At 34.9% G+C, this 22,749-nt stretch carries 20 protein-coding genes and 4 tRNA genes; 17 read left to right on the plus strand and 7 right to left on the minus strand.

The genetic code is table 11. From position 1 onward, the window contains the following. Positions 1-63: 63 nt before the first annotated feature. The 4 genes from VGE71_RS02330 to VGE71_RS02345 all read right to left on the minus strand — a co-directional run bounded on the left by VGE71_RS02330 (position 64) and on the right by VGE71_RS02345 (position 479). A tRNA-Arg gene (locus tag VGE71_RS02330) sits at positions 64-137 on the minus strand. An 80-nt stretch (positions 138-217) separates the two neighbouring features. Next, a tRNA-Arg gene (locus VGE71_RS02335) sits at positions 218-291 on the minus strand. Positions 292-307: 16 nt separating this feature from the next. Then, positions 308-382: transfer RNA gene (locus tag VGE71_RS02340), tRNA-Pro, on the minus strand. A gap of 13 nt (positions 383-395) precedes the next feature. Then, positions 396-479 (minus strand) — tRNA-Ser (locus VGE71_RS02345). Between the two features lie 238 nt (positions 480-717). Between VGE71_RS02345 and VGE71_RS02350 the strand changes: the two genes are divergently transcribed. The 3 genes from VGE71_RS02350 (at position 718) to VGE71_RS02360 (ending at position 3,801) form a co-directional block, all read left to right on the plus strand. Then, complete coding sequence (locus VGE71_RS02350) at positions 718-1,896, plus strand: acetyl-CoA C-acyltransferase (protein ID WP_331136857.1); 1,179 nt, start codon at positions 718-720, stop codon at positions 1,894-1,896. A gap of 67 nt (positions 1,897-1,963) precedes the next feature. Next, the gene (locus VGE71_RS02355; RefSeq protein ID WP_331136858.1) at positions 1,964-2,725 is read left to right on the plus strand and encodes a C40 family peptidase; all 762 of its coding nucleotides are present in this window, start codon (positions 1,964-1,966) and stop codon (positions 2,723-2,725) included. A 17-nt stretch (positions 2,726-2,742) separates the two neighbouring features. Next, positions 2,743-3,801 carry an SMI1/KNR4 family protein gene (locus VGE71_RS02360; protein WP_331136859.1) on the plus strand — a complete coding sequence of 353 codons (1,059 nt, stop codon included), beginning with the start codon at positions 2,743-2,745 and terminating at the stop codon, positions 3,799-3,801. Positions 3,802-4,017: 216 nt separating this feature from the next. Here the strand turns inward: VGE71_RS02360 and VGE71_RS02365 are convergent, their stop codons facing one another. Further along, positions 4,018-4,863 carry an AraC family transcriptional regulator gene (locus tag VGE71_RS02365; protein WP_331136860.1) on the minus strand — a complete coding sequence of 282 codons (846 nt, stop codon included), beginning with the start codon at positions 4,861-4,863 and terminating at the stop codon, positions 4,018-4,020. A 117-nt stretch (positions 4,864-4,980) separates the two neighbouring features. Here VGE71_RS02365 and VGE71_RS02370 point away from each other — a divergent pair, with 117 nt between their 5' ends. The 4 genes from VGE71_RS02370 (at position 4,981) to VGE71_RS02385 (ending at position 7,764) form a co-directional block, all read left to right on the plus strand. After that, positions 4,981-5,967: an aldo/keto reductase gene (locus VGE71_RS02370; RefSeq protein ID WP_331136861.1), complete on the plus strand. Its 987-nt coding sequence runs from the start codon at positions 4,981-4,983 to the stop codon at positions 5,965-5,967. A gap of 299 nt (positions 5,968-6,266) precedes the next feature. Then, the gene (locus VGE71_RS02375; RefSeq protein WP_331136862.1) at positions 6,267-6,872 is read left to right on the plus strand and encodes an NAD(P)H-dependent oxidoreductase; all 606 of its coding nucleotides are present in this window, start codon (positions 6,267-6,269) and stop codon (positions 6,870-6,872) included. A gap of 2 nt (positions 6,873-6,874) precedes the next feature. Then, entirely contained in the window at positions 6,875-7,153 is a 279-nt protein-coding gene (locus tag VGE71_RS02380; protein WP_331136863.1) for a putative quinol monooxygenase, read from the plus strand. Between the two features lie 146 nt (positions 7,154-7,299). Then, positions 7,300-7,764 (plus strand): DUF3291 domain-containing protein, encoded by a 465-nt coding sequence (locus tag VGE71_RS02385; RefSeq protein ID WP_331136864.1) that lies wholly within the window; start codon positions 7,300-7,302, stop codon positions 7,762-7,764. An 89-nt stretch (positions 7,765-7,853) separates the two neighbouring features. Here VGE71_RS02385 and VGE71_RS02390 read toward each other — a convergent pair whose 3' ends face one another. Beyond that, on the minus strand, positions 7,854-8,561 hold the full coding sequence (locus VGE71_RS02390; protein WP_331136865.1) for a class I SAM-dependent methyltransferase: 708 nt from the start codon (positions 8,559-8,561) through the stop codon (positions 7,854-7,856). A gap of 218 nt (positions 8,562-8,779) precedes the next feature. Between VGE71_RS02390 and VGE71_RS02395 the strand changes: the two genes are divergently transcribed. Together VGE71_RS02395 and VGE71_RS02400 are read left to right on the plus strand one after the other, a co-directional pair. Further along, positions 8,780-9,661 carry a LysR family transcriptional regulator gene (locus VGE71_RS02395; RefSeq protein ID WP_331136866.1) on the plus strand — a complete coding sequence of 294 codons (882 nt, stop codon included), beginning with the start codon at positions 8,780-8,782 and terminating at the stop codon, positions 9,659-9,661. 264 nt (positions 9,662-9,925) lie between these two features. After that, positions 9,926-11,212 (plus strand): DUF2130 domain-containing protein, encoded by a 1,287-nt coding sequence (locus VGE71_RS02400; protein WP_331136867.1) that lies wholly within the window; start codon positions 9,926-9,928, stop codon positions 11,210-11,212. Positions 11,213-11,403: 191 nt separating this feature from the next. On the opposite strand, the gene VGE71_RS02405 is transcribed toward VGE71_RS02400, so the two are convergent. Next, positions 11,404-12,177 carry an META domain-containing protein gene (locus tag VGE71_RS02405; protein WP_331136868.1) on the minus strand — a complete coding sequence of 258 codons (774 nt, stop codon included), beginning with the start codon at positions 12,175-12,177 and terminating at the stop codon, positions 11,404-11,406. A gap of 270 nt (positions 12,178-12,447) precedes the next feature. On the opposite strand from VGE71_RS02405, the gene nirB reads away from it, so the two are divergent. The 8 genes from nirB to VGE71_RS02445 form a co-directional block, all read left to right on the plus strand. Then, a complete protein-coding gene (gene nirB / locus VGE71_RS02410) occupies positions 12,448-14,961 on the plus strand; it encodes a nitrite reductase large subunit NirB (protein WP_331136869.1) in 2,514 nt (837 codons plus the stop codon). 288 nt (positions 14,962-15,249) lie between these two features. Beyond that, on the plus strand, positions 15,250-15,627 hold the full coding sequence (gene nirD, locus VGE71_RS02415; RefSeq protein WP_331136870.1) for a nitrite reductase small subunit NirD: 378 nt from the start codon (positions 15,250-15,252) through the stop codon (positions 15,625-15,627). Between the two features lie 312 nt (positions 15,628-15,939). Then, positions 15,940-16,524, plus strand: a complete 585-nt coding sequence (locus VGE71_RS02420; RefSeq protein WP_331136871.1) for a DUF4202 domain-containing protein — start codon at positions 15,940-15,942, stop codon at positions 16,522-16,524. A gap of 5 nt (positions 16,525-16,529) precedes the next feature. Next, complete coding sequence (locus VGE71_RS02425) at positions 16,530-18,338, plus strand: ATP-binding protein (RefSeq protein ID WP_331136872.1); 1,809 nt, start codon at positions 16,530-16,532, stop codon at positions 18,336-18,338. A 405-nt stretch (positions 18,339-18,743) separates the two neighbouring features. Beyond that, positions 18,744-19,403 carry a response regulator transcription factor gene (locus tag VGE71_RS02430; RefSeq protein WP_331136873.1) on the plus strand — a complete coding sequence of 220 codons (660 nt, stop codon included), beginning with the start codon at positions 18,744-18,746 and terminating at the stop codon, positions 19,401-19,403. Positions 19,404-19,500: 97 nt separating this feature from the next. Then, positions 19,501-20,985: an MFS transporter gene (locus VGE71_RS02435; protein WP_331136874.1), complete on the plus strand. Its 1,485-nt coding sequence runs from the start codon at positions 19,501-19,503 to the stop codon at positions 20,983-20,985. 96 nt (positions 20,986-21,081) lie between these two features. Continuing rightward, complete coding sequence (locus tag VGE71_RS02440; RefSeq protein ID WP_331136875.1) at positions 21,082-22,356, plus strand: alginate export family protein; 1,275 nt, start codon at positions 21,082-21,084, stop codon at positions 22,354-22,356. Positions 22,357-22,494: 138 nt separating this feature from the next. Beyond that, positions 22,495-22,749 (plus strand): hypothetical protein (locus VGE71_RS02445; RefSeq protein ID WP_331136876.1); only part of this gene is annotated, 255 nt, incomplete at its 3' end.

Here is a 22,749-nt window from a genome sequence, read left to right on the forward strand (position 1 = left end):
ATTAAAAAAAAAAAAAAAAAAAAAAAAAAAAAAAAAAAAGCCACTCGATTTGAGTGGCTTTTGTGATCCCAGAAGGATTCGAACCTTCGACCTACGCATTAGAAGTGCGTTGCTCTATCCAGCTGAGCTATGGAACCTTTATTTTAAAATCTCTAAGAATAAAAATCAAAACTAGTTACATAAAAACAAAAAAGCCATTCGAATGAATGGCTTTTTGTGAACGCAGAAGGATTCGAACCTTCGACCGCCTGCTTAGAAGGCAGGTGCTCTATCCAGCTGAGCTATGCGTCCATTATTTCAATTGTAGTCGGGGTGGCAGGATTCGAACCTGCGGCCTCCTGCTCCCAAAGCAGGCGCGATAACCGGGCTACGCTACACCCCGAGGCAAATTTAAGCGGAGAGACAGGGACTCGAACCCTGGCGACGGTTACCCGTCGACAGATTAGCAATCTGCTCCATTACCGCTCTGGCACCTCTCCTTGCTCAAGGAATTGCTTCCGTTTTGCGAGTGCAAATGTATAACAACATTCCATATCTCACAAGCTTTTTTTGGAGTTTTTTTAGTTTTTTTTCATCTTTTTTCAAAACCACTTCACAATCAAACGAATAGAATTAACAAAAAATTCACTCAAATTTAAAATCCCTCCTATACAACACAAACTTTGAATATATTTAAATAAACATTAAATTTGCTTACTAACTATTATTAAACAGAAAATGAACAAAAGAGTTGTTATCGTTTCTGCCGTTAGAACACCTATCGGAAGTTTCATGGGCGGATTATCTAGTTTACCTGCACCAAAATTAGGCGCTGCTGCTATAAAAGGAGCCCTTTCAAAAATTAACCTTGACCCAAAATTAGTCGATGAAGTTTTCATGGGAAATGTAATTCAGGCGGGAGTTGGACAAGCTCCAGCACGTCAGGCTGCATTATTTGCCGGATTATCTGAAGAAGTTGCCGCTACAACAGTAAACAAAGTTTGTGCTTCTGGAATGAAAGCGGTAATGTTTGCTGCACAAGCAATTGCATGCGGAGACGCTGAAATTGTAGTAGCAGGCGGAATGGAAAGCATGAGTTTGATTCCACATTATGTACAGATGCGTGCTGGAAACAAATTTGGTCCAGCAACAATGTTGGACGGAATGCAGAAAGATGGTTTGACAGATGCTTACGATAACAACGCAATGGGAGTTTGCGCTGATGCATGTGCAACTGAATACAACATCAGCCGTGAAGAACAAGATGCATTTGCTATTCAATCTTATGAGAGAAGTGCAAAAGCTTGGGATGCTGGAAAATTCGATAACGAAGTTGTTCCAGTTGAAGTACCACAAAGACGCGGAGAACCTATTATATTTTCTAAAGACGAAGAATACACTAATGTAAAGTTAGATAAAATCCCATCTTTAGCCCCTGTTTTCACAAAAGACGGAACAGTAACCGCTGCAAACGCTTCTACAATCAATGATGGAGCGGCTGCTTTGGTTTTGATGTCTGAAGAAAAAGCAAATGCATTAGGCTTAAAACCTCTTGCCTACATAAAAGGTTATGCAGATGCTGCTCAAGAACCAAAATGGTTTACAACAAGCCCAGCAAAAGCATTACCAAAAGCTTTAGACAAAGCTGGAATTTCAATTTCAGATGTTGATTTCTTCGAATTCAACGAAGCTTTCTCTGTCGTTGGATTAGCCAATGCAAAAATATTAAACCTTGATAACGAAAAAGTAAACGTAAACGGTGGTGCAGTTTCTTTAGGACATCCTCTTGGAGCTTCTGGAGCACGTATTATTGTGACGTTGCTAAATGTTTTAGAACAAAACAATGCAAAAACTGGGGCTGCTGCAATTTGCAACGGTGGTGGTGGCGCATCAGCAATTGTTATCGAAAGAGCTTAACACAATATCACAAAAAATCAGGAGTTATAAATGTAACTCCTGATTTTCAACTTATAAATATCCTTAGATGTTTGGAATTTGCAATTTAGCCATAGTACCCGTTCGAGCTGAAGCCAGCGACAGAAGTGAAATCGTTACACAACTTTTATTTGGTGAACATATCGAAATTTTAGAACGCCAAAATCAGTGGGCCAAAATCAGAATTCAGTTTGATGATTATGTAGGCTGGGTCGATTCTAAACAATATCAGGAAATTTCAAAAGAGCAATTTGATTTATTAAGCAAAGAAGCCATCATCTTAAATGCCGATTTGATTGATTATATCACGGCTCCAAATAATTTGTTGCTTCCTATTCCGCTTGGAGCTTCTTTATCTTTTTTAAATAATAATGAAATCAATACCGCTAATTTTGATTTCGAGGGGACTAAAACCAGCGGTATAAAACCTAAAAGCGCTTTAATAAAAACTGCTTTTATGTATTTGAATGCTCCGTATTTATGGGGCGGAAAAACGCCTTTTGGCATTGACTGTTCTGGTTTTACTCAAATGGTTTATAAATTAAACGGTTATAAAATTCATCGTGACGCTTCTCAGCAGGCATTAGAAGGAGACCCTTTAAGCTTTATTGAAGAATGTGAAGCTGGTGACTTGGCTTTCTTCGACAATGACGAAGGAAATATAACTCATGTCGGAATCATAATGGAAAACAACTACATCATTCACGCAAGTGGAAAAGTTCGCATTGACCGTTTGGACCACACCGGAATTTACAATCCAGAATTAAATAAACATACGCATAAACTTCGTGTAATCAAGAAAATTATCTAACTCTTAAAAAAGCAAAAATGACAAAACTTGAATTATCCAAAACAGGCTTTCAGATTAACAATGTAAACATCGAATTCCCAATTGATATCTCAGTTTTAAAACAGGCTTTAGGAGAATCGAGACATATTAAGAAAAAATACAATCATGTTTATACTTGGGATGAACTTGGTATTTTGGCTTTTTCTAAAGAAGGAGATAAAATAGAAAGCCTCGGACTTGAGTTAGAACTTCGTGAATATGATTTTTGCGCAAAAAACATCTTTAACGGCGAATTTATTTTTGAAGGACAGGAATTATTTCAATACTACGAAAACAACAAAAATCAGCTTGTAAAACTCTTTAAAGGCGACAGAAGCGGTGCTTTTATCCTTAACGGAGTCAGCGTCTGGTTCGATAAAGAAAACGGTAAAATTACAGGCATAAGCATTTCTCCTTACGAAAAAGAAGAAAAAGAAAAGAAAGTCAGCGCACCAGTTGACGCAGAATTCGCTTCATTTAAACCTTTGTGGCAGGAATGGATTTCTGAAATCAACAAAATTGTCTCAACAAATAACGATTATTACAATCTTACAGATGGTATTTCTTTAGAAGATATTCAACAACATTCTGCTTTAGAAGACGATATTACAATTCCGCCAGCATTAGTCAACTTTTACAAAGTTCAAAATGTCGATTATGATGCAGTAACTTCAACTTTCCAGATTTTAATCAACAATTGGCCTTACGAACTTATACCGTTTGAAGATATTGCAGAAGAATGGAATTCCATTCAAGATTTACAATTCGACGAAGATGATTTACCAGAACAAGAAATAGATTTCGAAAAAATCAACACAAGCAATTACGCCAACCCAAAATGGATTCCGTTTGCAACTGGAAGAAACGGAGATTATTTGGTTTACGATACCGACCCAGCTTCAAAAGGAAAATTTGGGCAGATTATCGAATTGCAAAACGAATCTTGGTCTAGAGATATTGTCGCAGAATCGTTAGAAGAATTGATTCAAAACGAAATCAACAACCTAAAAACAGGTAAAACAGAACATTTTAGTTTTATAATAGAAAAAGAGAACTAATGGCACGCGGATAAAACGGATTCGCTTTGCAAAAACGCGGGTTTACACGGATTTTTTTTGTTTTTCTCTCTCGCAGATTTTGCAGATAGAGCTGATTTTTTGTTTTAATCTGTTTAAAATCCGCTTAAATAACATCGCTAACTATTCGTGAAATTAATCCATTTACCACTCTTAATGTGTAAAAATAAATTCGTGCATTCGTGGCTAAAAAAAAACCTAAGCACTCAACCTAATAGTCTTCCTAAACTCAGAAGGACTATACCCCTTTTGTTTTCTAAAAAACTTATTAAAGTGACTTTCATCCGTAAAACCAAATTCATACGCAATTTCATTAATACGTTTATCACTGAATTGCAGGCGATGTTCAATCAATTTCGTTTTATAATTGCTGATATATTGTTGCATCGTTTCGCTCGCATGTTTCTTAAAATAGCGGCCTAAATATGTATTCGAAATTCCGAAATAATCACTTATAGATTCCGCTTTAATCTTTTCAGGATAGTAAATATTATTCTGAATGTACTGCAGAATATCCATCGCTTTCGCTTCTGTATTTATTGTAATTTGTTCAGGCAGATATTTCGCGATATTTCTCGCCACAATAATAATCAGCGTATTGACCAATTGCTGAATCAATTCCTGATTATAAACATCTTTATCTTGATGTTCTCGGCAAATCGCTTCAACCATCACTTTTACCAGACATTTGTCAGGGTCATTTTTAAGAATACAACCCGGCTGGTGATTTGCATTTTGGAGAATATATTCCAATCGCTGAATATTTTCATTCTGCAGACTCGAATTTTTCAAATAAATATCATTGAATCGTAAAAAGAAGAATTTTGTTTCGGTTTCAATCGTAAAATTATGACAATCTTCGGGCGTCAACAAGAACAAATGACCTGGGTCATATTCAAAAATATTCTTATTAATACATTGTCTTCCTGTCCCTTCCAGAATATAAACCAATTCGAAAAAATTATGACGATCTCCAACATCCGGATATTCACTCAACGTTTCAAAAGAAACCGTAAAAGGCTCGTATAAATTTTCTTTTTTCATAATTCCATTTTATTTGAAGATGCAAATATACCTAAAAAAGACAAAAATATACCAAATAAGAATCACAAAAACAGTATAATTTTGCCTCATCAATTTTAAACGAAAAAAATCACTATCATGGAATATAGAAAATTAGGCAACTCAGAATTGGAATTATCAACCATCACTTACGGTGCTTTTGCCATTGGCGGAACCATGTGGGGCGGAACAGAAAAGAAAGATTCTATCGATTCAATCCACGCATCAATTGATAACGGTGTAACCACAATTGACACTGCTCCTTTTTACGGATTTGGTTTAAGCGAAGAAATGATTGGAGAAGCGATTAAAAGTCAAGACCGTTCTAAAATTCAGTTATTGACTAAATTCGGTTTAGTTTGGGATGGAAGCAACAACGGAAAAGGCGATTACTTTTTCGACGCCGATGACAACGGTAAAAAAGTTCCGATTTACAAATATTCATCAAAAGCAAACGTAATTAAAGAAATTGAAGAAAGCTTAAAACGTCTTCAAACCGATTATATCGATTTATTGCAAATTCACTGGCCAGACGTTACAACACCAATTTCTGAAACCATGGAAGCTGTTGAAACTCTCATTCAACAAGGAAAAATCAGAGCTTTTGGAGTAAGCAATTACAACGTTGCTCAAATTCAGGAAGCGCAAAAAACAGTTCAAGTAGCTTCAAATCAAGTGGCATACAGCATGCTAAACCGTTCAATCGAAACCGATTTAATTCCGTTTACAGTCGCAGAAAACATCGGAATCATCGCTTACAGTCCAATGGAAAGAGGTTTATTGACAGGGAAATATTTCACAGACAGTAAATTAAAAGAAAACGACCACAGAAACGGTTACTTCGGAAAATTCGATTTACAGCAAGTAAAAACCTTAATCGAAGAATTGAGTTCGCTAGCACATTCCAAACACATTTCAATTTCGCAATTAGTGCTGCGCTGGACCACTTTACAAAAAGGAATTGCAATTGTTTTAGCAGGAGCAAGAAACGCAGAACAAGCCATTTCAAACGCCAAAACAATGGATTTCGATTTATCAGCTTCTGAATTGGAATTTATCAATCAGGCGATTGCTAAAATAAAATAATTCTCTTTTTAAAATTTTAAACACATAGAAACATAGCTTTACTTTGCGAACAAAGGCGTTTCACTTACATCAACAAACATAGCGCTATGTGTTAGAAATGAGTTTTTTTCAATTCCCTTTCCCTAAAAAGAAAAATCTATGTTTCTATGTGTTAAAACAAAATCTCAAAAAGTATAATAATTTGGGTGTGCCCCTCCGGGTCGGGCTATCCGTTGCAATCTTTTATGCCGAACCCCGGCACAAAAGGATTTCCACTCCTATCCCTCACACATCCGTTTTCAAAAGAAGTAACAATTAAAATGAAAAAGATATTTATAATAAACGGCGGACAAAAATTCGCGCATTCAGGAGGACAATTCAACAAAACCGTTCAGGATTGGACAGTCGAATTTCTTTCCAAAAACACCAATTACGAAATAAAAACCACTCATATTGAAGACGAAATCGACCTTCAAAAAGAAGTAGAAAAATTCGTTTGGGCAGATTTAATCATCTATCACACACCCGTTTGGTGGTTTCAAATTCCGAACCTTTTCAAAAAATACATCGACGATGTTTTCACACAAGGACACAACAACGGAATCTACAAAAGCGATGGAAGAAGCCGTGTAAATCCAGATATCAATTACGGAACTGGCGGACTTTTACATGGACGTAAATACATGCTTACCACAAGCTGGAACGCACCTGCAACCGCTTTTACACTTCCTGGCGAATTCTTCGACGAAACTTCCGTAGATGACGGCGTAATGTTTGGTTTCCACAAAATGAACAAATTCACAGGAATGGAACGCGTAAACGGATTTCATTTCCATGACGTAGAAAAAGGCGCAACACCAGAAAATATCGTTATCTTTAAAGAGAATTACACAAAACACCTCGAAGAAACCTTTAAAAACTTATAATTATGATTTCAATTACAGCAATTTTAAAAAGTAAACCAGAGCATTTAATTGAAGTTCAAAACTTGCTTACACATTTAGTGTCAGAAACTAGAAAAGAAGATGCCTGTATTCGTTACGATTTACACACTTCAGAAAATGTTTTTATTCTTTGGGAAGAATGGAAAGACCAAGTTGGTTTAGATTTACACAACAGCCAGTCTTACCTTCAAGATTTCATCAAAAAAACTGAAAGCTTAGTTTCAACACCAATTCAGGTTTACAAAACAGCTCAGATTTTATAAGTTTTGTTTGCCACGAATTACACTAATTCCACCAATTTTCTTTTTTAAAATTAATTCGTGTGAATTCGTGAAATTCGTGGCGAAAAAAAAATCTTACACATTATTCAGAAAAAAGCTAAATTGCCTCTCATTCACAAAAATAAAATATGAGTCATTATCATCTTGCCGAAATTAATATTGCCAAAATGAAAGGAGTCGATATCAACGACCCCATAATGAAAGAATTTGTAGATAATTTAGAAATTGTAAACCGTTTAGCTGAGGAAAGCGAAGGTTTTGTCTGGAGGTTAAAAGACGACACCGACAGTTCAAATGCCACAAGCCTAAATCCGTACAATGACGAACAAATTATCATCAATGTATCGGTTTGGGAAAGCATCGAAACATTGGAACATTATATGTACAAAACTTTTCACAGCGAATTTTTAAGACGCCGAAAAGAATGGTTTCATAAATTCGGAAAAGCACATACCGCCATGTGGTGGATTCCAAAAGGCCAAATTCCAACGATGGAAGAAGCGGTAGCAAAATTAGATTACCTGCAGAAAAACGGCCCATCAGAATTAGTTTTCGATCTTCGAAACAAATATCCAATGCCCGTTAATGCATAATTTTTTTTCGCCACGAATTCACGAATTTATTTTTTTCAATCTATGCGTAAAGATTATAAATTAATTCGTGAATTCGTGGCGAAAAACCTTTATTTAATTCCGCCAAAAGCTCCGAAACACATGTTTTTGTGTAAAATTTCGACTTTTGAAAAACCCACTTTTTTCATCAAATCCAATTGGTAATTCATAGATCTTGGCGTGTCTTCTTTTTCGATATAATCCAAAACTTTCTGGCGATACTCAGCCCCTCCTATTCCTTCCAAATATTCCCCATAACGTTGCCAAGTATATTCATTCAACAAATCCGTATCTTGCGTAATCAAATCCGAAATCATCAAACAACCTCCGGGTTTCAATAATTTGAATAATTTAGTAAAAGTGGTTTCCCAATCGTTATCATCACGCAAATGATGTAAAACAGCTCCTGCCAAAATAATATCAAAACTGCCTTCTTCTAAATCTACTTCGCGAATATCGCCTTGTTTTATTTCGACTTTTCCGTTTGTTTTTGCCGAAACTCTTTCAAAAGCCCGATTCAACATTGGCAAACTCAAATCGACTAAAGTGCAGTTTAGGTTTGGTACTTTAGACAACATCATTAAAGTATAATTTCCTGCACCACAGCCTACATCTAAAACATTTTTAGCATTTGGCACAATTCGTTTTGAAGCTTCGGTTATTAATTCTAAAGAAATTGTAGCATCAATTGTAGCTACTTGTCCGGTTTCTAAATTTGAAAATCGTTCGACATCATTGTCAAATCGTTCTTTGATTTCTTCAATAGTTGATTTTTTCATGGTCTTTGTTTTTTCTCTCGCAGATCAAGCAGATAAAACGAATCTTTTTGCTATTATATGATTGGGATATTATTATGATTAAGATGATTTATCTAAATTAATAATCTGCTAAATCTGTTTAAATCTGCGAGAGGTTTATTTTAATATTTCAAAATTACCTCTTTCATAAATACTTTAAAAATACTATTTTTATCAATTAATAATACTTTGAAAGTATCATGGAATTGCGTCACTTAAAATATTTTCTGGCTGTAGCCGAAGAACTGAACTTTACCAAAGCCTCAGAAAAACTCTTTATTTCGCAACCGCCACTAAGCCGACAAATAGCTGAATTGGAAGAAGAACTTCAAGCCAAACTTTTTATTCGGAATAATAAAAAAGTAGAACTCACAGAAGCTGGGAAATATTTTAAAGAAGAAGTTACAGCGCTTTTTCAAAATCTGGAACGTATTTCAGTCAAAACAAAAAAGATTGCAGAGAACGTTTCAGGCGAATTCAGAATCGCATATATCAGTTCGATTTATTCCGCTGTTATCTCCGATTTAATAAAACATCTTAAAATGCAATTCCCGTATGTAAATTTCAAACTTTTCGAAATTTCAACCACTAAACAAATCGATGCTTTAGAAAAAGGAAAAATCGAAATGGGAATTATCCGCTCTCCTATTCATTCGCCCAAAATAAAATCACATTTATGGTTTAAAGATGGATTTTCATTGGTTTACAATAAAAATGCCTTTCAGATAAAATCAGAAGATGATATTCTAAAACTGAAAGACGAAACCTTTGTATTTTTCAATAAAGATTACGCACCGCATTATCATGAAGTTTTGTTAGAACTTTGTGCTTTTTATGGCTTTACGCCGAAAATTATTCATGAAGCGAATAATATTAATTCAATAGTACAATTGGTAAAAAACGGATTAGGAATTTCGATTGTTCCTTCAAATATTGCGAAGAACAATCAGGATTTGGAGATTGGTTTTATCGAATTAAAAAAAGTCAATTTATATACGAATGTATCTTTGATTACTTCAAAAGATGATTATTCTGAAATCACACAATCTGCTGTTGATTTTTTGTTGCCACAAAGGCGCTAAGACGCCAAGTTTTTTTTGCCACAGATTAAAAGATTTAAAGGATTTGTTTCACGCAGATTTTGCAGATTTTTATTTTAAATAATCTACCTGATCTGCTTAAATCTAATAAAATCTGCGTGAAACAAAAAAAATCATTTTTAATCTCCTAATCTTTGGCCATAACAAAAAATCGTTACAATTTAGTACAGAAATCCACAGCAAAAAAAGAGAACTTTTAAATACCTTAGCAAACTATAATTCCATTCCATAAAAAATTAATACAAAATGGCTGAACAATCTTCAATTCAGTGTCCAAACTGCGGAACTCCTATCGATGTCAATGATGTTTTAAAACATCAATTGGAAGATAGCATCCGTAAAGAATTTCAACAAAAAGCAAACGTTCAAAACCGTGAGTTAGAGCTTAAAAACGAGCAATTGGAAAAAGCGAAATCCGAATTTGAAGCGAAGAAAAAACAGGAAAACGAACTTTTTGCTGAACGATTGGAGCGTGAGAAAAAAACAGCTGAGAAAGAAATTTCGGAAAAACTGAAAGCGAAACTGGAAGAAGAAAACAAAGACCGTTTGTTGTTGATGGAAAAAGAACTCTCTGAAAAGTCTGAAAAAATCAGGGAATTAAATAAAATGGAAGGTGAAATCGCAAAATTGCAACGCGAGAAACTGGAAATGAAAGAAGCGATTCAAGCCGAAGCCGAAAAGCAGTTAAACGCGCAATTGGCTTTGGAACGTGAAAAAATCAGAAAACAAGAAGACGATAAAAACGAATTAAAATTCAAAGAACTTCAGAAACAGCTTGAAGAACAAAAAAAGCTGACTGAGGAAATGAAACGCAAGCAAGAGCAAGGTTCGATGCAATTGCAAGGCGAAGTAATGGAATTAGCGATTGAAGAATGGTTGGCCAACAGCTTCCCTCTTGACAGCATCGACGAAATTAAAAAAGGTGCCAACGGTGCCGACTGTCTTCAAGTGGTAAACACGAGAGAACATCAAAACTGCGGTTCTATTTATTACGAAAGTAAAAGAACAAAAGCGTTTCAGCCTTCTTGGATTGAAAAATTCAAAAACGATATTAGAACAAAAAGAGCCAATATTGGAGTTTTGGTAACCGAAGTTATGCCGTCAGGAATGGACCGTATGGGAATGCGCGACGGAATCTGGATTTGTACATATGAGGAATTTAAAGGCTTAAGTGCTGTTTTGCGTCAGTCGCTGATTCAAATTAATCAAGCGGTTCAGGCACAGGAAAACAAAGGCGATAAAATGTCGATGTTGTACGATTTCCTTACAAGCAACGAATTCCGTTTACAGATTGAAGGAATTGTAGAAGGTTTCACTCAAATGCAAAGTGATTTGGATTCTGAAAAACGAGCGATGCAAAGAATCTGGAAACAACGAGAAAAACAAATTGAAAAAGTAGTTCACAATACTTTAGGAATGTACGGTTCGATTCGTGGTATTGCAGGAAATGCGGTTCAAAGTGTGAAAGCTTTGGAATTGGATTTTATTGAAGGGGAATCTGATGATGAAGAGCCTAAGGAATTGTTTGAGTAACACAAATCATCTTAGTCTCACGAATTCCACACCATATTGTCATTTCGACGAAGGAGAAATCTCCATAAGAAACTCTACAAAGATTGGCGACATTCTATATGGAGCTACTTGTGGAGATTTCTCCTTCGTCGAAATGACAAAAATACGGAAAACCTTAAACTTTAAACATGAAACAAAACAAACAAAACCCTTTAATCCACCTTCTTAAAAACAATCAATTTCCCAGAAGGATTCGACAAAGTCAATTGATTATTTCCTAGAGAATACGTCGTCGTACTTTGTAAAGCTTTCAAAAACTCACCTTCTTTGTTTCCCTGTGAACAAGCCATTAAAGTGGAAACTACTTTAGTAAAACGTAAAAGATCTTTTTCAAAAAAGATTTGTCCAGTTATCGAATTGCATCCGCCATATCCCATAAATCTATTTTCTGCCGAATTAATCTCGATTCTTGGAAGTTCCTTCTGAAAATCGGTTGCAAAGACTTTATAGCCGTTTAATTCTTCCAAAACCCAAATATCATGAAGACGATAATCGGTTAAATATTTTCCGCATCCGCTTAATCTCTTTGTTTCTAATTCTGAATTATTTTTGATTTCAACTTTTACACTATAAGGCGAAATCACACCAGACATTGAATCTTGGCAATCCAATTGTTGAATTGTAATCGTTGCCGAAGTGGTTTCATTGCTTACTTTATACATTTTTACATTGGCATCCATTGCCCTAATTGCCTCAACGGCAGGAAAAGTAATTTTCTCTTTCCCTGGAATTAATGATGTAAAAACGATTTCCTCATTCCCCATTTTAATTCCCCAAAACGGTTCGTTTCCAGTTCCTTTAAAATAATATTTTAAATCTTCTTCTGTGGAAATTGTTGAACTTGCTCCACCAGAATCTTTGTTTGCTATCGTTTTACAACCTATCATAAAAATTGACAACAACAATATTGAAAGTATTTTTTTCATGAGATTTCAGTTTAAAAAATGTTTCTTTCTTCGAAACATCGATAAAATTCTTATGAATTTACGACAATTTTTTGAAACCCTTATTTAGAATCTTTTCAAATTTAAAAAAACTAAGTACCTAAAAAATCAATCAAATCCCGCACTACGTATAAGATTAACACAAAATACGTAGTTACAAAAACATACTTACTACTTAAAAAATAAATGTATTACGTATTTTTATAAGTATAAATACTTATATTTGCGTAGTAATACTTAATTAAAGAAATCATGATTAGAGTAATAGTAGTTGGAAACGGCATGGTTGGTTATAAATTTTGCGAAAAGTTTGTTGCAAAATCAGGACAAGAAAAGTATCAAATCACAGTATTTGGAGAAGAGCCAAGACGCGCTTATGATCGCGTTCACTTAAGCGAGTACTTTGGAGGAAAAACAGCTGATGACTTATCACTGTCAACAACTGAATGGTACGAACAAAACAATATTATTCTAAATACATCTGAATTAATTACAGATATTAATCGTGATGTAAAAACCATACATACACACTTAGGTAAAACACATACGTACGACTACTTAGTTTTAGCTACAGGTTCATCTGCTTTTGTACCGCCAATTGAAGGTGTAGAAAAAGAAGGTGTTTTTGTCTATAGAACCATCGAAGATCTAGACGCTATTATGGCGTACGCTAGAAAAATAAAACAAAAAGGCGCTACTGAAGCTGCAGTTTTAGGCGGAGGTTTACTAGGATTAGAAGCGGCAAAAGCAGTTCGTGATTTAGGTTTGAATCCGCATGTAGTGGAATTTGCTCCTCGTTTGATGCCGAGACAATTGGATCAAGGCGCGAGTGATATGCTTCAATCAAAAATAGAAGAATTAAACATTGGAATTCATCTTAACAAAGCAACGCAATATATTGACGGAAAGGAAAGTATAACGGGAATGATGTTTGCAAACGACGAATTGTTAAAAGTAGACATGTTGGTTATATCTGCCGGAATTAAACCTCGCGACGAACTGGCAAGAGTTTCAGGTCTTGAAGTCGGCGTTAGAGGCGGAATTGTGGTAAACAATCAAATGCGAACATCAGATCCTTCTATTTTTGCGATTGGCGAAGCGGCACTTTACAACCAAAACATCTACGGACTTGTTGCTCCAGGTTACGAAATGGCTGATGTAGCCGCTGAGCAAATCTTAAATGGCGACAAAACCATGAGAGAAACCATCGATATGTCAACACAATTGAAATTGATTGGTGTCGAAGTGGCGAGTTTTGGTGATCCGTTTATAGAAAATGAACATGTAACTGCTATTGTTTATGAAAACAAATTAAGCGGAATTTATAAAAGAATTAATGTTACCAAAGATTCTAAAACGCTTTTAGGCGGAATTCTAGTTGGAGATTCTAGCGATTACAATTCGCTTTTCCAGATTTACATTAACGAAATGGCATTGCCTAAAAATCCGGAAGATTTGATTTTAGGTTCTCGCGATGGATCAGAAGGTTCATCTTTAGGAAGCGTAATGGATTTGCCAGACACGGCTGTAATCTGTTCTTGCGAAAATGTTACGAAAGGCTCGATCTGCTGTAAAATTTTAGACGAATCTTGTGCTACTTTTTCAGATGTTGTGAAAGCAACAAAAGCAACTTCTGGTTGTGGAGGCTGTAAACCAATGGTTTCTGATTTGGTAAAAGCAACTCAAAAATCTTTAGGAAAAGAAGTAAAAGAAGTAATCTGCGAGCATTTTAGCTACACCCGTCAGGAATTATTCGATTTGGTAAAAATCAATAAATATGAGAATTTCTACGATGTTTTAGATCATCACGGAAAAGGCGACGGATGCGAAGTTTGTAAACCAGTTGTCGCTTCTATTTTCTCTAGTATTTATAATGATACTGCTAACAAACACGTAACTACTCAAGATACAAACGATCGATTCTTAGCGAACATTCAACGAAACGGAACTTATTCAGTTGTTCCAAGAGTTGCTGGAGGGGAAATCACGGCCGAAAAATTAATCGTTATTGGCGAAGTAGCCAAACAATTCGATTTATACACTAAAATCACTGGAGCACAAAGAGTTGATTTATTTGGAGCACATTTAAGTGACTTGCCAAAAATCTGGAAAATCTTAATCGAAAATGGTTTTGAAAGCGGTCATGCTTACGGAAAATCACTTCGTGCTGTAAAAAGTTGTGTCGGAAATTCTTGGTGCCGTTACGGAATGGACGATAGCGCCGGATTTGCCATCGAACTAGAAAATAGATACAAAGGAATTCGTTCTCCTCACAAATTAAAAGGTGGCGTTTCAGCTTGCATTCGCGAATGTGCCGAAGCCCGCGGAAAAGATTTCGGATTAATCGCTGTTGAAGGCGGATGGAATTTATACATCTGCGGAAATGGTGGGGCAAATCCAAAACATGCGGTTTTATTGGCTGAAAAAATCGACAAAGAAACTGTAATCAAATATATGGATCGTTTCTTAATGTATTACATCCGTACTGCTGGACCGTTAATTAGAACTTCAACTTGGTTAGAAAAACTTGACGGTGGTTTGGATTATTTGAAACAGGTAATTATCGAAGACAGTTTAGGAATCTGCGAAACGCTTGAAGCTGAAATGCAGACCATGGTTAACACTTTCGAATGTGAATGGAAACAAGTTCTAGAAAAACCAAGATTAATGAAACGTTTTAACCATTTCGTAAACTCTGATGAGAAAGACGATAACATCGCTTTTGTTCCTATGAGAGATCAAAAAATGCCAAAAGCTTGGTCATAAAAAAATAATTAAACACATAGAAACACAGCATTAAATGAACTTAAAAAGGCGTTTCACTTGTATTAATGCACATAGCTATGTGTTAGAAACTAGTTTCTTTTGATTTTCTTTTTCTCAAACAAAAAACAAAAAAATCTATGTTTCTATGTGTTTAAAAAATTAAGCTCCAAAAAAAGAAAAAAAATCATTAAACGTTTGCTGTCCTTCTTACCCTCTTTTTACTGCGCCATCATAACTCTCATGATTGTAAAAGAGGGCTAAGAAACAGGAAACCAAAACTCAATCAAAATGGAAGAAATCTTAAATCAATACGAAACAGTTCACGCAAGCGACGCAACAATTTGGTTCAAAGCTGGTAAAGTAGAAGATTTTCCAACCAACCGAGGTGGCTGTATCAAATACAAAAACAAACAAATCGCAATTTTCAATTTTGCACGCCGTAATGCATGGTATGCTTGCCAAAATGCCTGTCCGCATAAAATGGAAATGGTGCTTTCAAGAGGAATGACAGGTTCTGCTGATGATATTCCGAAAATCGCTTGTCCGATGCATAAAAAAACATTTTCATTGGTTGACGGTTCAAATTTAAACGGCGAAGAATACAGCATTGCAACTTATCCCGTTAAGATTGTAGAAGACGAAGTTTTTGTTGGGTTTATTGACTAGTTTACACAAAGCAATACACACAATCTTGTCATTTCGACGAAGGAGAAATCTTCGCAAGAAACTCCGCAATCTAAATCGCCAATCTTTGTAGAGCTACTCGAGAAGATTTCTCCTTCGTCGAAATGACAAAACTGGCGTGATATACTGCTCAACAACTTGTTTTTTTTGCCACAGATTAAAAGATTCCCACAGATTTAATCCAAAAACTCCTTTAATCTGTGGCAAAAAAGAAAAACAAAAATTTGCGCTAATTCGTGAAATTCGTGGCAAAAAAATTTCCGTATCTTTGAAATCTATTATCCAACCAAAAAAATGAGTACACCTTTTCAAAAAGCAAGTGAATGGATTGATGCTGAAAACGCTCAAGATCCGAATATCGAATTAGACCAAAACAAAGAATATCCAAAAGAATTATTGTATTCAAACAGGATGTACGAAAAACTGATGCAGTTTGAACCAAACGCTTCAGAAGAAGTTCAGATTGCTTCAAAAGCACAACACATCTGCCGTTGGAAAGTGGCCCGAGAATCCTATCCAATGGATCGTGTGGGTTATTTAAAATGGAGAGAAGAACTGAAAAAATTCCATGCCAAAACTACTGCTGGCATATTAGAAAAAGCTGGATACGACCAAACTTTCATTGATCGAGTTTCTTTCTTAATTGAAAAAAAACTACTTAAAAAAGATGCCGAAACACAATTACTAGAAGACGTAATTTGTTTGGTATTTTTAGAATACTACTTAGAACCTTTCGTAGAAAAACATGATGATGAAAAACTGAAAAACATCATCAAGAAAACCTGGGATAAAATGTCGGACAAAGGACATCAGGAAGCTTTAAAAATCAACTATTCTGAAGAAAACTTAAACCTAATAAAAGCTTCTTTAGGATTGTAAAAAATATGAAAAAGGACAATCAAGAAGCAGAAAAAATCACTTTCAAAAATTTACGACGACTGTATTTTTTTGCGCTTCTTACTATTGCCTTAACCATAATTATCAGTCAATTTCTTGTTCAATACAATCTGAATCAGCAGTTAAGCGATTCTAAAATCATTAATTTTTCCGGAAAACAGAGAATGCTGAGCCAGAAAATTGTCAAAGAAGTACTGATTTTACATTACGTTTCTGATTCGGCTACAGCCAAAAAAACTTCGCACTTAAAAGAAGTTTTAGAACTTTGGAAGAAAAACCAAAACGCATTAGAAAACGGAAACGATAGTTTGGCTTTTCCAAAAGAAAAAAGCGAAACGCTGCATAAATTGTATCTGGAAATCAATCCCATTTTCAATAAAATTGCAGAAACAACAGATTCTTTTCTATTGAATTTACAACAGAAAAAATCAACTTCTGAAAACCAAAAACTGGTTCAAACGATTTTAGAAAACGAAGGGATTTTCCTTTCGAAAATGAATCAGATTGTAACGCAATACGATCTTGAAGCACACGAAAAAGTAACCGAACAACGCCGAATAGAATATTGGATTTTTGGTTTCACATTGCTCGTTTTGCTTTTAGAATTCTTCTTCATTTTCAAACCAACCAACAAGAAAATCGAAAAATTAATTGCCAAGCTTTTATCTTCTGAAAAGAAAGCTTTAAAGCTCGCATATGACACCGAAATTATCTCCGAAATCAAAGAAAACTCGGTAAAAGAATTAAAATCGCTCAATTATGCGATGGAAAATACTTTATTGTATTGCCGAATTTCTCCAGATGGTTCCATCATTCATATTGGAGAAAAATTTGCAAAACTTCTTAATTACACCAAATTTTCATCCAATAAAAAATTCTCTGAAGTTTTAACCGAAGACGAAAAAGAACAAGTCAATTTTGACCGTCTTATTTTCGAAAAACAGCGCAGTGGCTGGCAGGGCGAAATGAAAATTGTAAACAAAGACGAAAAAGAAATCTGGCTCGATTTGTCTATGGTTCCCGTAATGATCAAAAAAGACGAATTAGAACTTTTGATTGTTTGTTTCAACATCACTGAACGCAAAAAAGCACAACGTGAAGTCGAACGTTTGAATCTTGAAAACACAACCGAAAAAATCAACCAACAAAAGATTATTTCGAGTAAAATCGTTGAAAATCAGGAAAACGAACAAAACCGAATCGCCAAAGAAATCCACGACGGAATCGGTCAAATGCTTACGGGTTTAAAATTCAGTTTAGAAAGTATTAATCTGGATGACAGAGAAAAATCAGAGCAGAAAATCGAGTATTTAAAGAAGCTTTCTTTGGATATTATCAAAGGCGTTCGCACGGCAACTTTCAACTTAATGCCACCAGAATTAAGCGATCACGGAATCGTTTCTTCACTTTCAAAACTAACTCAAGAACTTTCTAAACTAACTGGAAAAGAAATTCTTTTCTACAATAAAACCGATTTCGATAAACGTTTAGATTCTTTAATAGAAATCAACATTTATCGTCTTACGCAAGAAGCAATCAACAACGCCATCAAATACGCCGAATCGTCACATATTATTGTACAGCTTTCGCACAGCGAAACACTCCTAAGCATAATCGTAGACGACAACGGAAAAGGTTTCGACGTTAATTCAGTCGACAAAAAACGCAACAGCGAATCCGGAATGGGACTTTTATTCATGAAAGAAAGAATCCAATACATCAACGGTCGCGTCTTCATGAACTCCATTCCAGGCGAAGGAACGAGGATTACTTTTAATATTCCTATTCTAAAATAAATTCCAAGTTTTAAAATTGCTTTGCCAGTTCGCTATCGCTCGTGTCCAAATTCCAATTCTGCGCTCTTTTGTCATCTCGACGAAGGAGAGATCTCCGTAAGAAACTCCACAATCTACATCGCCCAATCTTTGTAGAGCTACTCGTTGAGATCTCTCCTTCGTCGAGATGACAAACTAGATGGTAAAAACTTTGTCAAAGTTTAAAACTTTGACAAAGTTAAACACAACAACATTTGGAATTTTGGATTTAAAAATTTGAATTTACCAACAAGATTTCTAATGATTTTTTAATCTTGGAATTTGGAATTTAAAAAATTTGGAATTTAAATTTAAAAAAAGTACGTATATTAGCGTCTTCTTTATAGATGAATATACGTAAAAATCGAGAATCTAAATTAAGTAATTATGAGCAATATCATTCGTGTAGTATTAGCAGATGACCATGTTTTTGTTAGAGACGGAATCAAATCTTTACTAGAAAACGAAGCAAACATCGAGGTTGTAGGCGAAGCGATTGATGGTCTTGATGCACTTGAAGTGGTTGCCGAAACAAAACCCGATTTACTTATAGCCGATATTCGTATGCCAAATATGACGGGTATAGAATTAGTAGAAAAACTTAGAAGCGAGAATAACAATGTAAAAATCATCATGCTTTCGATGCACGAATCGGAAGAATATGTTTTGAAATCTATAAAAGCCGGAGCCGACGGTTATTTACTAAAAGGTTCATCAAAAGAAGAATTCTTAAAAGCTCTTCATAGTGTTTCTGCTGGAGGAAAATATTTCAGCGGTGATATCTCTTCTATACTAATTGGACAATTGACAAATTCTTCTGCATCATTAGAACCTAAACAAACTTTGGGCGAAGAAATGATGATTACCAAAAGAGAAAAAGAAATACTTACGCTTTTATTATCAGGAAAAGGAAATAAAGAAATTGCTGAAGCTTTGGATATTAGCAAGCGAACTGCAGAAGTACACCGTTTTAACCTGATGAAAAAACTGAAAGTAAAAAACCTAATGGAACTTTCTAACAAAGCGACTGAGTATTCCTTAATCTAAAAAATACGTATAAATACGTAATTATTTTTCAAAAACTGCGTTTTAGCAGGTTTTAACTAAGTTATAGTACTTATTTTTACATAAAAATATAAGTGCTATGAAAAATACAAACTCACTATCGCAATCACACAAAATTTTATTTTTGAACACATTGGCTTTTACAGTGTGTTTTGCCTGCTGGACATTAAACGGGGTTTTAGTGACCTTTTTAGTAGATAACGGAATTTTCCATTGGAGCGTTGTTCAGGTGGGATGGCTTTTGGGCATCCCGATTTTGACAGGATCAATTATGAGATTGCCAATCGGAATCTTGACAGATAAATTTGGCGGAAAATATGTTTTTTCACTTTTATTATTGCTTTGTTCGATTCCGCTTTTCCTTCTTCCCTACGCAGATAGTTTTGCCATGTTTGCCTTACTAAGCTTTTTATTCGGAATGGTTGGAACTAGTTTTGCAGTCGGAATTGGTTATACTTCAATCTGGTATCCAAAAGAATGGCAAGGACGCGCGCTCGGAATATTCGGAATGGGAAATGCTGGCGCAGCAATTACAACGTTTCTTGCTCCTTCACTATTAAATCATTTTTCAATTGATGATCCACAAAATGGGTGGAAAACACTTCCTATTATCTACGCTATTTCTTTGGTTGTCATTGGAATTGCTTTTTTAATTTTCACAGAAAATAAAAAAGTCGAAAGTAGCAATAAAACCATTTCTCAAATGCTTACACCATTAAAATCACAAAGAGTTTGGCGTTTTGGAGCTTATTATTTCCTAGTTTTTGGATGTTTTGTGGCCTATTCTCAATGGTTATTACCAAATTTCATGAACGTCTACCAAACCAGTTTAGTTATGGGCGGTTTGTTTGCAACTATGTTTAGCTTGCCTTCTGGCGTGATTAGAGCATTTGGCGGTTATTTGTCTGATAAATTTGGAGCCAGAAAAGTGATGTATTGGGTTTTGGGTTCATCTGTAATTTTAAGCGCTTTATTATCAATTCCAAAAATGGAAATTACAACTACTGGACCTGGTGTTTTGGCAACCAAAAAAGGAACTATAACAGCTGTAGCCAACGATAACATAAAAATAGGCGAAACTGACTTTGCGGTAGCACAGAAAAAAGAAAACAATTCTGAAAATGCCATTTTTCCGACTTCAACATCATGGCAACAAGTTGTTGTAGAACAAAATCAGACAGTTAAGAAAAAAGAACTTTTGGCAAAAGGAATTACAGTAATAAAGTTTGATGCCAATATGTGGGTTTTCTTGGTTTTAGTCATTCTAATCGGAATTTCTTGGGGAATTGGAAAAGCGGCAGTTTACAAACATATTCCAGAATATTTTCCAAATGAAATCGGTGTTGTTGGTGGAATGGTCGGAATGATTGGCGGTTTAGGAGGTTTCTTCGGCCCGATTATCTTCGGATATTTACTCACGGCAACAGGAATTTGGTCAAGTTCATGGATTTTCATTCTAATCTTTTCGATTGTATGTCTTGTTTGGATGCATTACACTATAACACAATTATCTAAAGAAAAACAAATTAAAATTAGTAAAGCAAAACTAGAGCCTGCATATTAAACTTTTATTAAAAAAAAATTAGAAATATGATTGAAATCATAAGTAAAAGAAATCTATTTCTTATAAATTTACTGCTGTTATAAAAACCAAAATTTTATGAAAAAGCTAAAACTAGTTTTATTACTTACTTTAGGGTTATGTTTCGGAATTCAGGCGCAGGAATTAGATGTAAATTTACAAATCAGACCTCGTTTTGAATACAGAAATGGTTTCAAACAACCGCTTCTTTATGGCCAAGAAGGTACATCACAAATTTCACAACGTTCTCGTTTAAGCATTAATTACAAACAAGAGGATTTAATCGTAAAACTGACTTTGCAAAATACTCGAACTTGGGGAGATGTGCCAACTACAACTACTGCTGATAAAAACGGAGTAGCGGTTTTCGAGGCTTGGGCACAATATAATTTTACCGAAAATTGGAGTGCCAGAATGGGACGCCAGGTGCTATCTTATGACAATCAGCGTATTCTTGGAGGATTGGATTGGGCGCAGCAAGGACAAAGCCACGACGCATTAACGGTTTCTTATCACGATGAAACTCAAAAATTAGATTTTGGAGGTGCATACAACTCAGATGCCGAAAATCTTGTTCAAACTGCATATACAGTACCTAATATGTATAAAAATATGCAATATGCATGGTATCATAATCAATTCAGTGAAAATTTAGGCGTAAGCTTTTTAGCATTGAATACAGGTTACGAATTTACTCGTAATCCAAATACACCAGAGAGTACAATTCTAGTAAACTACAAACAAACTTTTGGGTCTTATTTAACTTATAAAAAAGGCAAATTAGATACTAGTTTTTGGGTGTATGGGCAAACTGGAAAAAGCAATGATCGTCAAGTAAGCGCCTGGAATGCTGCAGCAAATTTAGGTTACAACATAACAGAAGCTTTCAAACTAGATTTAGGTTACGAATTTTTATCTGGAAAATCTTCAAACGACGGTAGTTCAGTAATTAAATCTTTCAATCCGCTTTTTGGAACCAACCACGGATTTAACGGTTATATGGATTATTTTTATGTTGGAAATTACACAAACAGTTTTGGATTACAAGATGCTTTTATCAAACTGAACTACAATGTAAACAAATGGCAATTTGCTTTGATTCCGCATATATTTTTAACTGCTGCCGACGTGGTAACACCTGTAAATGAAAAATTAGATTCGTATTTAGGAACTGAGGTTGACGCAACTTTCGGTTATAATTTCAAGAAAAACATAACGATTACTGGAGGTTATTCTCAAATGTTTGGATCTAAAACCATGGAAGTTGTAAAAGGTGGCGATACTAGTCATACTAATAATTGGGCTTGGCTAATGATTTCTGTAGATCCTAAAATTTTTAGCTGGAAAAAATAATTTTTCAATAAAATTAAGCTATAAAAATTACCCTTTTCTAAAATTAGAAAAGGGTAATTTTTTTTTAACATACAAAAGTTTGTCATACGATTTAATTATCTATATTTGAATCGATTATGAACCCCCAATTCTATCCTGATGAAACCATTTCTAAAATTATCTATGTTAACCACTTTTGTGGTTACTCAAACTGGTATTGCTCAAAAATTTAATGATGCTTTAATTTCCCAAGGCTCAGAAATAAATTTTGCAAAAACAGAAAAAAGAGGCATTAAAAAAAACAACATGATCTACTATGTTGAAAATGACTTACAAACAATATCTGCTTACAAAAAGAAGAAATTGAAATGGCAGACCAATGTAATTTCGGTTTGCGGAAATCCAAAAAATGGT

Origin of the sequence: Flavobacterium sp., from assembly GCF_036405015.1 — a bacterium.
GTDB lineage: Bacteria > Bacteroidota > Bacteroidia > Flavobacteriales > Flavobacteriaceae > Flavobacterium.